The organism is Rhizobium sp. AQ_MP (assembly GCF_014237835.1).
Classification (GTDB): Bacteria; Pseudomonadota; Alphaproteobacteria; order Rhizobiales; family Rhizobiaceae; genus Allorhizobium.
This window is the reverse complement of sequence record NZ_JACJVI010000002.1, coordinates 92980-106532: the sequence shown is the minus strand read 5'-3', so window position 1 is coordinate 106532 and position 13553 is coordinate 92980. Positions and strand designations below refer to the sequence as shown.

The window sequence follows — 13553 nt, the reverse complement described above, 5'->3', positions numbered from 1 at the left end:
CAAAGCGGGTGTTACGCAAGAGGAAAGTTGGAGCCCCGGAGGAGACCTCAATGACTGTCGTACCCGTCACATCGGCCGATCTCGAAGGCGCGGAAGTGTCGTGGTTCGCAGCGCTCTGCTCCGACGATTATCAATTTCTCGGCGTGCCGGATGGCACCCTGCGCTCCAGCTGGGAGCACTGCTCGGACATCGTGCAAAAGGCCGAGCAGCTTGGCTTTCGGAACATCCTCTGCCCGTCTTCCTACCAGGTCGGTCAGGACACCCTGAGCTTCGTCGCCGGCTGCGCGCCGATCACGTCGAAGATCAACATGCTCGCGGCCATCCGCTGCGGCGAGATGCAGCCAATCATGCTGGCGCGCACGGTCGCGACCCTCGACCACATGCTGAAGGGTCGCCTGACGCTGAACGTCATCAGCTCGGATTTCCCCGGCGAAGTCGCCGACAGCGCCTTTCGCTATCGCCGCAGTCATGAAGTCGTGCAGATCCTGCGCCAGGCCTGGACGCGCGACACGATCGACCACGAAGGCGAGGTCTACCAGTTCAAGGGCGTTTCGACCGACCCGGCCAAGCCCTACCAGCAGAATGGCGGCCCCCTCCTCTATTTCGGCGGCTACTCCCCCGATGCGCTGGAGCTTTGTGGCGCGCAATGCGACGTCTATCTGATGTGGCCGGAAAAGAAGGAACAGCTCGCGGAGCGGATGAAGGCCGTGCATGCGCGCGCCGAAGCCCATGGCCGCACGCTGGATTACGGTCTGCGCGTCCACATGATCGTGCGCGACACGGAAAAGGAAGCACGCGAATACGCCGAATATATCGTCTCGAAGCTCGACGACGAATACGGCAAGCTGATCCGCGATCGCGCCCATGACTCCATTTCGCTGGGTGTCGCCCATCAGGCTCGGGCCCGCGAATTGGCCGATCAGTTCGGCTATATCGAGCCGCATATGTGGACCGGCATCGGCCGCGCCCGCTCCGGCTGCGGCGCCGCCCTCGTCGGCTCGACGGACCAGATCCTGTCGGAGCTGGAAGAATACAGGAAGATGGGCATCCGCGCCTTCATCCTGTCAGGTTATCCGCATATCGACGAAGCGGTTCACTTCGGCACCAAGGTGCTGCCGGAATTGAAGACCGTCTCGCTTCCCCACGCCTATGGCCGCGTTCCCTCGGAAACGCCGGCCACACCTCTCGGAAATGGAGTTCGCCGCTGATGCAGCGCGTCAATCTTACCCCTGATCTCACCTTCAGCCGCCTCGTTTACGGCATGTGGCGCATCGGCGACGATGCAGACACCTCGCCGAAGCACGTGCAGGCCAAGATCGAGGCTTGCCTCGCCCAGGGCATCACCACCATGGACCAGGCCGACATCTATGGCGGCTATACGGCAGAAGCGATCCTCGGCAATGCGCTCAAGGCAGCGCCCGGCCTGCGCGACAAGCTCGAGATCGTCACCAAGTGCGACATCGTCGCCCCGGTCGGTCGGCATTCGGCTGCCCGCGTCAAATATTACGACACCTCGGCCGCACACATCACCGCCTCGGTCGAAGCCTCGCTCACCGACATGGGCACCGACCATGTCGACCTCCTCCTCATCCATCGCCCCGATCCACTGATCGATCCCGATGAAACCGGCCCGGTGCTCGATGCTCTGATTGCCTCAGGCAAGGTGCGCGCCGTCGGCGTCTCCAATTTCCGCCCCTGGGACTTCTCGCTTCTGCAGTCGTCGATGGCGAACAATCTCGTCACCAACCAGATCGAGATGAGCCTTCTCGCCACCGACACCTTCGTGAATGGCGACCTGGCCTATCTGCAGGAGCGCATGGTGCCGCCGATGGCATGGTCGCCGCTCGGTGGCGGGCGCCTTCTCGACGGCTCGAAGCCAGAACTCCTCGCAGCCCTGAAGCGGATCGGCGCGGAGCACGGCATCGACGAAACCGCTGTCGCCGTAGCCTGGTTGCTGCGCCACCCCGCCACCATCCTGCCGGTTATGGGCACCAATTCGCTCGATCGCATCGCGAAGATATCGGACGCGATGAAGTTCGAGATGGATCGCCAGACCTGGTTCGAACTCTACACGCTTGCGATTGGACGGGAGGTCGCCTGATGATGGCTGCCAATGACAGTCACGCGACCGGAGAAACCCTGTTCGTGCCGATGGCGGACAACCATCGCGCCTATCGCAATGCATTGGGCAGTTTTACCACGGGTGTCACAGTCGTGACCGCAATGACGGCCGAGGGCCCGATCGGCATGACGGTCAACAGCTTTGCCTCGGTCTCGCTCGATCCGCCGCTCGTTCTCTGGTCGCCGGCAAAGAGCTCGTCGCGCCATCACGCGTTCACGGCTGCACAACACTTCGCCATTCACGTTCTCGGTGCAGATCAGGATCATCTGAGTGCCGCTTTCACGCGGGGCGGCAGCGGCTTCGACGGCATCGAGGTCGAGATCAACGACGAAGGCGTTCCCACCTTGAAGGGAACGCTGGCCCGCTTCGAATGCCTTCAGCAGGCGCAGCACGATGCGGGTGATCACACGATCATCATCGGGAGGGTGATACGGGTGGCACATCGGCAGGGAGAGCCGCTGTGCTTCTCAGGAGGACGCTTCGGACGCTTCGCCGTCTGAAGACACAGGGAGGAAGTCGTCGGTGCATGGGGAGCATGTGGCGGCGGGGTATTGAGGATCACCCGGAACAAGGGCCGCGAGGAGGATTTTACTCCGCCGCGGCATGAAACGGGAATAGTCGTGTTTGCACGGCGGGAAAGAGTCTTCGATAGTCGCGCCAAATTGACCGATGGCAAAAACGGGTGGAGACATGACGGTATTATCGATCCTGACCAATCTGATCGGCCGGCTCAACGCCGCCGTGTTGATGGTCGGCCTGTGGCTGGGCGCCGGCGCACTCGGCATCATGCTCTTCTTCATGCTGATGCAGGTCTTCTTCCGCTATTTCCTGGGCAATGCTCTGCCCTGGAGCGAGGAGGCCTCCCGCTTCCTGATGCTCTGGATGACAGGGCTTCTGGTCCCGACCGCCTTCCGTCAGGGCGGGTTCGTTGCGATCGGCATGATCATCGACAACCTGCCGCGGCTCCTCTCAACCCTTATCACCCTCCTCTTCCTGCTGCTCAGCGCCACCGTGCTCTATGTCGGCATGCGCATCGGCTGGAACGAGGTGACCGGGATCGGCGGGCGTTTCGCCATGTCGGCGATCGCCGTTCCGACCTCATTCGATCTCTCGACCTGGATGAAGGTGCCGCGCGGCTGGATGATGGCTTCGCTGGCGGTCGGCGTGACGCTGATGTTCGTCGTCAACATCGAACTCTTGCTGCGTGCGCTTCTCAAGCTGACGGGGCATGACCGCGAACTGATGCCGATCCGCATCGCCGGACAGCTGGGAGCCGAATGATGTTGAGCCTCTTCCTGCCCCTCTTCATCGTCTTCCTGCTCTTTGGCCTCCCGATTGTCTTCGGCCTGATTGCAGCACCCGCCCTCATCCTCTGGTGGAACGGTCAGGAGCGCGACATCGTGCTCCTCTACCGCAACATCTATGCGGGCATGGACAGTTTCCCGCTGATGGCGATCCCCTTCTTCATGCTGACCGGAGAGCTGATGAACCGTGCTGGCATCACGCTCCGCATCGTCCGCTTTGCCCAGGCCATGGTCGGCCACATGCGCGGCGGCCTCGCCCAGGTGAACGTCGTCGATTCCATGATGTTCGCCGGCATTTCCGGTTCTGCCGTTGCAGACGTCTCGGCGCTGGGTGCCATGCTGATCCCGGCCATGGAAAAGGAAGGTTATACCCGCCGCTTCGCCGCCGGCATCACTGCAGCATCCGCCATCATCGGCCCGATCATCCCGCCCTCCGGGATCATGATCATCTATGCCTATGTCATGGGCGAAAGCGTTGCGGCCCTGTTCTTGGCCGGCATCGTCCCCGGCGTTCTGATCGGCGTCAGCCTCATGGTGATGATCCGGCTACTGGCCAACCACTACGATCTGCCAGCCGCCACCAAGCGCGCCTCATGGCGCGAGCGCGGGAGAGCAATGATCGGCGCCTTCTGGCCGCTGCTCACGCCCGTCATCATCATGGGCGGCATCCTGGGCGGCATCTTTACACCGACGGAAGCTGCAGCGATCGCTGCGGGCTACGCCTTCTTCCTCGGTCTCTTCGTCATCGGCACGCTGGAGTATCGAGATATCCCCGGCATCCTGATGCGCTCGGCCATGACATCGGCCGTCGTATTGCTCCTGATCGGCGCGGCCATGGCCTTCAAGACCGTTGCCTCTCTCGCCCACACGCCGGAAATGCTGGCAAGTATCTTCCTCAGCCTCAGCGACAACCCGCTCGTCCTGCTCCTCCTCGTCAACATCCTGTTGTTCATCGTTGGCATGTTCCTGGACGCGGGCCCCGCGATCATCGTGCTGGGGCCGATCTTGGGGCCGATCTTCACCTCGCTCGGCGTCGATCCGGTCCATTTCGCGATCATCATGGTGGTGAACCTGACGGTCGGTCTGCTGACGCCACCAATGGGTCTGGTGCTCTTCGTCACGTCCTCCGTCTCCGGACTGAAGGTCGAGACGGTCGCCAAGGCCGTGATGCCATTCCTCTTGGCGGAGATCGTGGTGATCTTCCTGATCACCTATTTTCCAGCCTTGACCCTGACCGTCCCGCGTCTTGCGGGCTTCGTCGACTAACTTGAGAAACCGGGAGGTAACAACATGCTCAAGACCATGCTGAAGACATTGCTGCTCGCCAGCGCGCTGACGATCAGCGGGGTGGCGCAGGCGGCCGATATCACGCTGCGCGCCACCGCAAACTCCAACGAAAATGACGAGGACTATGACGGCCTCGTCGTCTTCAAGAACTACATCGAGAACGCCTCGAACGGTGCGATCGCCGTCGAAATCTTCATGGGCACGCAGCTCTGCGCCACCGGCGAGGAATGCCTCCAGGGCATCGCGGACGGTTCGCTCGACGTCTATATCTCGACCTCGGGCGGCGCAGCCGGTCTCTTCCCCTATATCCAGGTTCTCGACCTGCCCTATCTGATGAGCGACGACCGCGTCGCGGAAGCCGTGCTGACAGGTGACTTCACCCGCAAGCTTCGTGAGCGCGCGCTTGCTGACAGCGACAACAAGATCCGCCTCATGACCATCGGCAACACCGGCGGCTGGCGCAACTATGCCAACACCAAGAAGACGGTGAAGTCGCCCGAGGACCTCAAGGGTCTGAAGATGCGCACCGTCCCCGCTGATCTGCCCCAGCAGGTTGCGACCGCAGTGGGTGCCGCTCCGACCCCGATCCCGTGGCCGGAACTCTTCACCTCTCTGCAGACGGGTGTTGTCGAAGGCACGGCCAACGGCATCACCGACATCATGTCGATGAAGTTCCCGGATGCCGGCCTGAAGTATCTGACGCTCGATGGCCACAGCTACATGGGCGCCTTCTGGTGGATGTCGAACGACCGCTTCCAGGCCCTGACTCCCGAGCAGAAGCAGATCGTCGTCGATGGCTTTGCCGCTCTGCAGCAGGCGACCTTCGCTTCACCGAAGCGCAAGGAAATCGCCGCTTATCAGGACTTCGCCAAGGCTGGCGGCGAAATCTACGTGCCGACGCCTGCAGAAAAGGACGCCTTCAAGACCGCCGTTGCTCCGGTCTTTGACTGGTTCAAGACCAATGTCACCGGCGGCGCAGAAGTCTTCGACGAGTTCACGGCAGCCGTTGCCGAGGCTCAGAAGAAGGTTGACGCCGAGCGTGCGGCTGAGCTGAACTGATGTGAGAGGGATGCGCGGCACTCCCGCGCATCCCGCCCCACACCCGCGGCGCCGGATAAGGCCCTTATCCGCACCGCGATTCCCCAGAGGTGATTTCATGCCAGACCTGCCGACCGTCTCGCCTGATCCGGAGCGGGAGCGTCCTTCTGCGACCTTCAGAGATCATTGGCAGAGACTGTTTCCCGGGCTCTCGGTGACGATCCTCATCGCACTCGCCTCGGCCTTCCTGTCGGAGCACTATGGCGCACCGGCGATGCTGCTCGCCATCCTGATTGGGCTCGCCCTGCATTTCCTCGCGGAAGATCCAAGAACGGCAGCGGGTCTGGACTTTGCCTCGCGCGTGGTCTTGAGGCTGGGCATTGCCCTTTTGGGCTTACGGGTCAGCGTCGCCATGTTCACCGATCTGGGTGCCCCGGTGATAGGAATGATTGTGGCGGCCGTGGTGCTGACGATTGTCTTTGGAATAGTGGCCGCGAAACTGCTGAGCCAAAGCACCGCCTTCGGCGTGCTGACAGGCGGCGCTGTGGCCATCTGCGGCGCCTCCGCCGCGCTTGCGATCTCCGCCACGCTTGGCAGCCGAAGCAAGGAAGCCGACCAGCAGATGGTGTTCACGGTGATCGGCGTGACCATGCTCTCCACGCTCGCCATGATCTTCTACCCGATCATCGCCAGCCTGGCCGGTCTTGACGACCATCAGACCGGCATCTTTCTCGGCGCCACCATCCACGACGTGGCCCAGGTCGCTGGCGCCGGCTTTTCGGTCTCCGTCCCGGCGGGCGAGACGGCCGTCTTCGTCAAGCTCATCCGGGTTACCATGCTGGCCCCCGTCGTCCTGATCGCGGCCCTTGCTTTCCGCAAGAGCGTTTCCAGCGATATGAAGCGCCCGCCCCTGCTCCCCGGCTTCGTCGTCGCCTTCCTCCTGCTCGGAACACTGAACTCGCTGGTCACCATCCCGCCCGTCGTAAGCGACTGGGCCGGTACACTGTCCCGCTGGGCGCTTCTGGTCGCCATCGCCGCCGTCGGCGTCAAGACCTCGCTTCCGGAGGTCTTCAAGATCGGAGGCCGCGCCATCGGGCTTCTGGTGGCAGAGACCGCCTTCCTGGCGGCACTTGTTCTGGCAGCCTTGCTGATCCTGGGCCTCTAGCAGCGCGCCGGGGCCGGAAGGAAGTTTCCGGCTAAAACAGCCCATACGTTGTCGCCAGTCTGCCTCGTCGCGGAACACAGACCGAAGATGATACGCAGCCCAGCCCAGTCGAGGTCTGCAACAAAGCGCTTGCGAAGCCGTTGGGGATCGGCGAGCAACTGAACACAACGGCAGGCGCCGACGAAGATCAGGCGCGCAACGCTTCCTGTCGGTAGCCTGTGTCGATCGTTATGGTGCCGCCTACCGCCCGCGAAACGCAGGCACACATCTTCTCACCCTCATGCCGTTCCTCCGGGGAGAAGAAGACATCACGGTGATCAATGGGCGTGGAAGCATCGACAATGGTGACCGCGCAAAGCCCGCATTCTCCGCGGCGACAATCGTAGACCATGTCGATTCCCGCCTCCATCAGCGCGTCCAGCATCGTCTGGTCAGCGCGCACCTCGACGGTACTTCCGTAATTTGGAACCGTGACGGAAAAAGGCTGCTCTGCGAAACGCCCACTGTCGCCAAACACTTCGAAGCGCAACCGGCTCATCGACCGTCCGCTGTCACGCCAGGTGTTGCGCGCTGCCTCCAGAAGACCATGCGGCCCGCAGATATAGGCTTCACCGTCAACGGGCAGTGCTGCAAACTCGGCCGGTAGATCGAAACCCTGACATTCATCCTGGACGAAAGTTTGCAGATTGTCGCCCAGCAACACCTGCAATTCGTCGACAAACGCCATCTGCGCCCGGCTCTTTGCGCCATAGATCAGCCGTACGGAGTGGCCGCGCGCCACCAGCGCTTTCGCCATCCCGTAGATCGGCGTGATGCCGATACCGCCGGCAATCAGGAGATAGCGGGATGCCCGCCAGGAAAGCTCGAAACGGTTTTCGGGCTCGGTCATCTCGGTCTCGTCCCCGATCGCCATGTTCCAGACGAAGGCCGATCCGCCACGGCTGTTGGGATGCAGCTTGACTGCGATCTTCAGGGTGCCTGGGGCACTCGGCAGCACGGTGTAAGTGCGGATCGCAGGCTCGCCCCGAATAAGGACCTTGATGTTCGTGTGTGAGCCAGGATCGAAGGGAGAGCGAAGGCCCTCGACTGCGAAAGTCACCGCCCGGACATCTTCTGCCGGGGTTTCGCTCGCTATGACGCGCGCGGCACGCCATTCCAGCTTGGAACGCATATAATCCTCCCAGATGTGTTTCTCTCAGCCCGTTCAGCCCGCCATCAGGGCGAGCGCCAGAACTTTCCGGCGCAGATCGGGCTGCTCCTCCAGCACGAAATCGAGATTCTGCCGGGCAAGCCGTGCATGCTCCCGCGCCAGCGCCTCCGCCCGCGCCCCCTCACGCAACTCGATCGCCGAAACAATCGCCTTGTGCTGTGCCTGCGCGACCACGAGTGACCTGTAAAAGGCCGGTGCATTGGACTCGGTATTCACGAAGGCATTCGGGCTGGCAAAGGGCAGACTTGTCATGCGCTCGATCTCCCGTTTCAGGAGATCGCTGCCGGCGAGGTCCCAGAGCAGGCGATGGAACATGCCGTTCAAAGCTTCGTACCGCTCGAAGTCCAAGGCGGACGCCTCCACCTGCAACACCGCGTCGAGGGCATCGACCACGTCGCGAATGGCCCTCATCCGCTCAGCCGTTGTCGCTCGTTCGGCAGCAAGGCGCGCAGCGGTGCCTTCCAGAACGCCTCTGAGCTCGATGGCATCGATCACCTCTTGCCGGCTGAAGGAACGCACGGCATAGCCGCCCGACGGGATAAGTGCGACAAGTCCCTCCTGTTCGAGCCGCTGAAGGGCCGCCCGAAGCGGGGTGCGCGACACCGAAAGGCGCTCGGCAAGACCCACCTCCGAAAGTCGTTCACCCGGCTCCACTTCGCCTGCAAGGATGAGGTCGCGAAGCCCGAGCAACGCCTTTGCCGTTTGCTGTTTCGGAGCACGTTCGCCGTCAGCCGTCATGACATCACTCCGCAGCCACCGCATGGGGTCCGGCCTGCGGCTTTACCTCTGCATCGATCATCCGGTCGATCAGCTTGCGCGCCCACATCGAGCCAGCGTCGATGTTGAGATTGTAGAACTGGTGGTCCGGATTGGCATCGATGGCCCGCTGCTGTGCTTCGAGCACCACCTCATCCTCACGGAACACGCCAGCGACTCCCTCGCGCAGCTCGTGCGTGCGCGCCTGGTTGCCGAGGTCGTAATTCCGCGCGAAGGCCCAGAAATAGAGACAGGTCTTGTCAGTGGACGGGGTGATGGTGTTGAGCACATAACCGTTCACGCCCTTGGAGCGATCGCCCTGCTTGGCACCGGTGCCGGCTTCAGCCACACCCACATCGATCGTCACCGTGCAGGGTGCCTCGAAGCGAATGACCTGCCAGCGATCGACCTTGCCCGGGCGGCCATACTGCTTGCGCCAGAAGGGCGGCGGGTCGATGTCCTCCATCCAGCGCGTGATGTAAGCGAAGCGATCGGAATGGCTTGCCTCGAACGGCGCTTCTGCGACGGCGCGATTGCCGATCGAAGAGCCGTGAACAAAGGTCTCGTGCGTGAGATCCATCAGGTTGTCGACCACGAGACGATAGTCGCACTTCACTTCGATCAGCTTGCCGTCAGCAGCCCAGTTCGGATCCTGGTTCCAATGCATGTCGGGGATGAGTGCGGGATCGGCGAGCGCCGGATCGCCCGGCCAGATCCAGATGAAGCGGTGCTTCTCGGCAATCGGATAGGATTTGACGCATGCCGACGGATTGATGGTGTCCTGGGAGGGCATGTATACACAACGGCCAGTGTCGTCGAATTCCAGACCGTGATACCCGCAGACGACATTGTCGCCCTCCAACCGCCCGAGCGAGAGCGGCACAAGCCTGTGCCAACAGGCATCGGCGAGAGCGACAGGCGTGCCGTTTTCCTTGCGATACAGGACAACAGGCTTGTTACAGATCGTGCGTGGCAAAAGCGCCCGCTTTAACTCAACGTCGTAGGCGGCGGCATACCAGGCGTTCAGCGGAAACGTGGGTTTGGACATGACAGCTCCTCCTCTATCACGATCAGAGAGCCACATTGTATACAGCCTGTCAATCAGGATGCAGATTTCGCCGAAAAGCGAGCGGGTGCTACGATGCATGGCTCGCAAGCAGTGGAACGTCCAGAAACCTATCGCGCAGACTGGTCGCCTGACGCATATCGCTGCATGAAGCGTCGATCGATCCGATCCTTCCATCGAGCGACCCAACGGCCGGATACCGCCAGGCCCCACTTGTCCGCGATGGCCTGGTTTTCGGGCAAGGATATGAGGACCAGCCAGGATCGCTGCGGGCGATAGGCTAGAAGGGGCTGACCCCTCAGGCTCCGCAGAATGTTCTCCGCCAGGATGGGCCCTTGCCGGACGGCAAAGACCCCGGCCTTCGGACGCGGATCGACAAGGGAAGCCACGTCTCCGGCCGCAAAGACATCCGGATGCGATAGAGAACGCAGCGACGCTCCGACGCGAATGAAGCCGCCCGCATCAAGCAGCAAACCACTGTCTCGCAGAAAACCTTGAGAGCCGCTCGATGTCGTCCAGATGACCTCGTCGGCGCCAAGCCGCCGGCCATCACGGGAGACGAGCTCGCCGTTTGCGAATCCGACAACGTCGAAGCTGCCTTGATGCGCGATGCCTGCGCGCTTCATCTGCCGCAGCACCAGCCGTCGAGCGAGGAAGCTGCGCTCCCGCAGTGGTTCGGTCGACCGTCCAACAAGCGTGATCTGGACGCCACGGCCGGCAAATCTCTGTCGCAAGGCAAAGGCGACCTCAACACCGGCCACGCCCTGCCCGACGACCACCAGCTTCAGGAGATTTCCGTCCCCAATCAGTCGGTCGAGGCACGAGAGGCGATCGGTAAAGCTTGCGATCGGCTTCACGGAAATGCCACCGGTTATCCCGGATGGCAGGGAGGGCGTGGACCCGATATCGATCGAAAGCTGCCGATAGGAAAGGTCTGATCCATCTGCGAGCCGAACCACCCGACGATCGGGATCGATATGACTCGCCACAGTTTCCTGAAACGTCACTCCGAAACGCGCACAGAGCGCTTGAAGATCGATATGAAAGTCTTCGAAACCGTATATGCCGGCAATATATCCCGGCAGCATGCCAGAATAGGGAGCGTGTTTGCCGGGCGAAACCAGCGTGATGCGGGAACCAAGCCCGAGCTGCCCAAGGCGCCGGATCACTTCGACGTGGCTGTGACCGCCACCGAGAAGCATGATGTCCCTTTCGGTCTCAATCATGTCCGAGATCCTGTGCGCCGAGACGGTGCACGGGGCCACCTGCGGCATCCGCATCCGCCTCGTCATGGGTGACGAGGACCACCGGGAGGCCTGCGCTGCGTGCGCGCGCGAAGACAAGCGCCCGCATCTGGCTCCGAAGAGCCATATCAAGTTTTGAGAAGGGCTCGTCGAGCAGCAACAACCGAGGTTGGGAAACCAGGACACGGGCAAGCGCCACCCGCGCCTTCTGGCCGCCCGAAAGCGTTGCCGGATCGCGATCCTCGAAGCCGGCAAGCTCCATCTCCGCGAGGATTTCAGCCGCCATGCGTCGTCGGAGCTTTCTGTCCGAAACCTCAGAAGGAATGGCAAAGGCGATATTGCCACCGACGGACATATGCGGAAACAGCAGCGGATCCTGGAACAGAATGCCCGCCCTGCGCTGTTCGGGAGCAAGTTCCAGAAGATCGATGCCGTCGACGGAGACAGCGCCCTCCGCATGGAAGACGGGATCGAGAAAGCCGCCGATGAAGGACAGCAGTGTCGACTTCCCCGAACCGGACGGGCCCATGATCGTGAAGACGGACCCCGAAGGGACGTCAGCTGTCAGCGATATCAGACGTTTAGCGCCGAGAGAGATGCCGATCTTCGAGAGACGAAGGCCCGTGCCGGGCTGAGACTGCAACATCATCCGACCCTCATTTCACGGCGATTGCGATGCAGGATCGCCGGTATGAGTGCGGCGAGCGCAAAGGCAAGACTGGGAAGGATGGTCTGCAGCAAAGCGTAGACTCCAATGACGCGTCGGTTGTTTCCGGACGCAAGCGCGACAGCCTCGGTGGTGATGGTCGAGAGCCGTCCTTCGCCGATCAGAAGGGTGGGCAAGTACTGACCGACCGAAACGGCAAATCCGACGGCAAAAGCCGTCAGGATCGGGCGGATGAGCATCGGCACACGGATCAAAAGCAGGACAGACAGCCGTGATCGTCCGAGCGCAGCAGCGATGATCTCGTAGCGGCGGTCCAGCGCTCGCCAGGGATCGGCCAGCGACAGAAAGACATAAGGCAGGACGAAAACCAGATGAACGAGGATCAGAGCGAGGAGCCGATACTGGCTTCCGCTGCCGATGAACAGCAGTTGGAGACCGAAGACAAAGGCGATCTGAGGCACCATGAGCGGCAGATATAGAAGGAGCAGCCCCCGGTCACCCCCATTCCGGCCGGTCTGGATCTCCCGCTCAAGGCAGCCTATGCCAAGCACAACGGCGATCAGGGTCGAGGTGATGCCAATCGCAAGCGTGGTGACCAGGGGATCGATGACCCGCGGCATCGCGAGCATCCAGCTCCGCAACGTGAAGTCCCGAGGCAGCAAATCCGGGAACTGCCAGAGACCAGCCAGTGACCAGATTGCAAGAAGAACCAGCCCGGCAAACACGCCGGCAACAATGATACTGACGGCGACAACCGAGAAAAGGCTCAGCAGGCCATCCCGTACGAACCGGCGCCCGCGCTCGCAGGAAAGTCGCAGAAGCGTCGAGCCCAGTCGCTCGAGGCCGAACCAGATAATCAGCGCCGCAAGGGTTACGGCAAGCTGCAGCACGGCACCTGCCGAGGCGAGGAAGCGTACGGAAAGGTCAGGATCGTTCATCCACTGCACCAGTCGTGTGGCAAGCGTACCGGGCAGGTTCGGCCCCAGAATGACTGCGACATCCACGACGGATGACGAATAGGCGATGACGGCATACACGGCAAAGCGGATTTGCCGGTAGAGCGCCGGCCACAACAGATAGACAAAGCCCGCGATCCGCCCATAGCCGAACGAGGCGGCAAGGCGACGGGCAGCGCCCAGCTCAACCTGAGGCAAAGCCGCCAACAGGACCAGAAACAGGAAGGGTGTCTCCTTGATCACAAGACCCGCGATCATGGCCAGCCCCCACGGATCGTGCGGGATCAGCACATCCGGCGGCCGGTCTATCCCGAACAGTGGCGCCGCCAGCCGAATGAGGAAACCGGATGGAGCAACAAGAAACGCAAGCCCGAAGGCTGCTGCCGCATGCGGAATGGCCAGAAGCGGCGAGAGGAGGTGTTGGATACGGGCAAGAGTCGTCGTGCCGGCAAAGCCGGCGATGAAAACCAGTGCGATGGCAAGCGACAAGGCAGTCGCCGCAAGGCCTGCGGCCAGGCTCAGCATTGCAGCGGAGAAAAGGCCCGGAGTAGCAAGAAGAGCACGGAAGGGATCGAAGGAAAGAGTCACACCACCGAGCGCAGGCAGATAGCCAAAGGCGGGCAGCAATGTGCCGAGGATGCCGAAGGTGATCGGCAAGAGTAAGAAGCCAAGTGTAAGAGTGACCGCGCTTCGGGAGAAAAGCGCGGCCGACCGGTTTGCAAACCTGCGGGCATTTAC

General features: G+C 62.0%; 13 protein-coding genes. 7 read left to right on the top strand and 6 right to left on the bottom strand.

The genetic code is table 11. The features are described from left to right. Positions 1-50: 50 nt before the first annotated feature. The 7 genes from H6M51_RS03605 (at position 51) to H6M51_RS03575 (ending at position 6916) form a co-directional block, all read left to right on the top strand. Positions 51-1208, top strand: coding sequence for an LLM class flavin-dependent oxidoreductase (locus H6M51_RS03605; protein WP_185808532.1), 1158 nt, complete (start codon positions 51-53; stop codon positions 1206-1208). Next, the gene (locus H6M51_RS03600; RefSeq protein WP_185808531.1) at positions 1208-2101 is read left to right on the top strand and encodes an aldo/keto reductase family oxidoreductase; all 894 of its coding nucleotides are present in this window, start codon (positions 1208-1210) and stop codon (positions 2099-2101) included. The genes H6M51_RS03605 and H6M51_RS03600 overlap by 1 nt, the downstream gene beginning before the upstream one ends. After that, positions 2101-2622: a flavin reductase family protein gene (locus H6M51_RS03595; RefSeq protein ID WP_185808530.1), complete on the top strand. Its 522-nt coding sequence runs from the start codon at positions 2101-2103 to the stop codon at positions 2620-2622. Before H6M51_RS03600 ends, H6M51_RS03595 begins: the two co-directional genes overlap by 1 nt. Positions 2623-2812: 190 nt before the next feature. Continuing rightward, on the top strand, positions 2813-3403 hold the full coding sequence (locus H6M51_RS03590) for a TRAP transporter small permease (protein ID WP_185808529.1): 591 nt from the start codon (positions 2813-2815) through the stop codon (positions 3401-3403). Next, positions 3403-4692, top strand: a complete 1290-nt coding sequence (locus tag H6M51_RS03585) for a TRAP transporter large permease (protein WP_185808925.1) — start codon at positions 3403-3405, stop codon at positions 4690-4692. The genes H6M51_RS03590 and H6M51_RS03585 overlap by 1 nt, the downstream gene beginning before the upstream one ends. A 24-nt stretch (positions 4693-4716) precedes the next feature. After that, positions 4717-5772, top strand: a complete 1056-nt coding sequence (gene dctP, locus H6M51_RS03580) for a TRAP transporter substrate-binding protein DctP (protein WP_185808528.1) — start codon at positions 4717-4719, stop codon at positions 5770-5772. 97 nt (positions 5773-5869) lie between these two features. Beyond that, positions 5870-6916: a YeiH family protein gene (locus H6M51_RS03575; RefSeq protein ID WP_185808527.1), complete on the top strand. Its 1047-nt coding sequence runs from the start codon at positions 5870-5872 to the stop codon at positions 6914-6916. Positions 6917-7103: 187 nt separating this feature from the next. Here the strand turns inward: H6M51_RS03575 and H6M51_RS03570 are convergent, their stop codons facing one another. The 6 genes from H6M51_RS03570 to H6M51_RS03545 form a co-directional block, all read right to left on the bottom strand. Then, positions 7104-8087 (bottom strand): PDR/VanB family oxidoreductase, encoded by a 984-nt coding sequence (locus H6M51_RS03570; RefSeq protein ID WP_185808526.1) that lies wholly within the window; start codon positions 8085-8087, stop codon positions 7104-7106. Between the two features lie 33 nt (positions 8088-8120). Beyond that, positions 8121-8864, bottom strand: coding sequence for a GntR family transcriptional regulator (locus H6M51_RS03565; RefSeq protein WP_246780387.1), 744 nt, complete (start codon positions 8862-8864; stop codon positions 8121-8123). A gap of 4 nt (positions 8865-8868) precedes the next feature. Next, positions 8869-9930, bottom strand: coding sequence for an aromatic ring-hydroxylating dioxygenase subunit alpha (locus H6M51_RS03560; RefSeq protein WP_185808524.1), 1062 nt, complete (start codon positions 9928-9930; stop codon positions 8869-8871). A gap of 128 nt (positions 9931-10058) precedes the next feature. Continuing rightward, complete coding sequence (locus H6M51_RS03555; RefSeq protein WP_185808523.1) at positions 10059-11174, bottom strand: FAD-dependent oxidoreductase; 1116 nt, start codon at positions 11172-11174, stop codon at positions 10059-10061. Beyond that, on the bottom strand, positions 11167-11841 hold the full coding sequence (locus H6M51_RS03550; RefSeq protein ID WP_185808522.1) for an ATP-binding cassette domain-containing protein: 675 nt from the start codon (positions 11839-11841) through the stop codon (positions 11167-11169). The genes H6M51_RS03555 and H6M51_RS03550 overlap by 8 nt, the downstream gene beginning before the upstream one ends. Further along, the gene (locus tag H6M51_RS03545; protein WP_246780386.1) at positions 11838-13472 is read right to left on the bottom strand and encodes an ABC transporter permease; all 1635 of its coding nucleotides are present in this window, start codon (positions 13470-13472) and stop codon (positions 11838-11840) included. Before H6M51_RS03545 ends, H6M51_RS03550 begins: the two co-directional genes overlap by 4 nt. Positions 13473-13553: the final 81 nt, after the last annotated feature.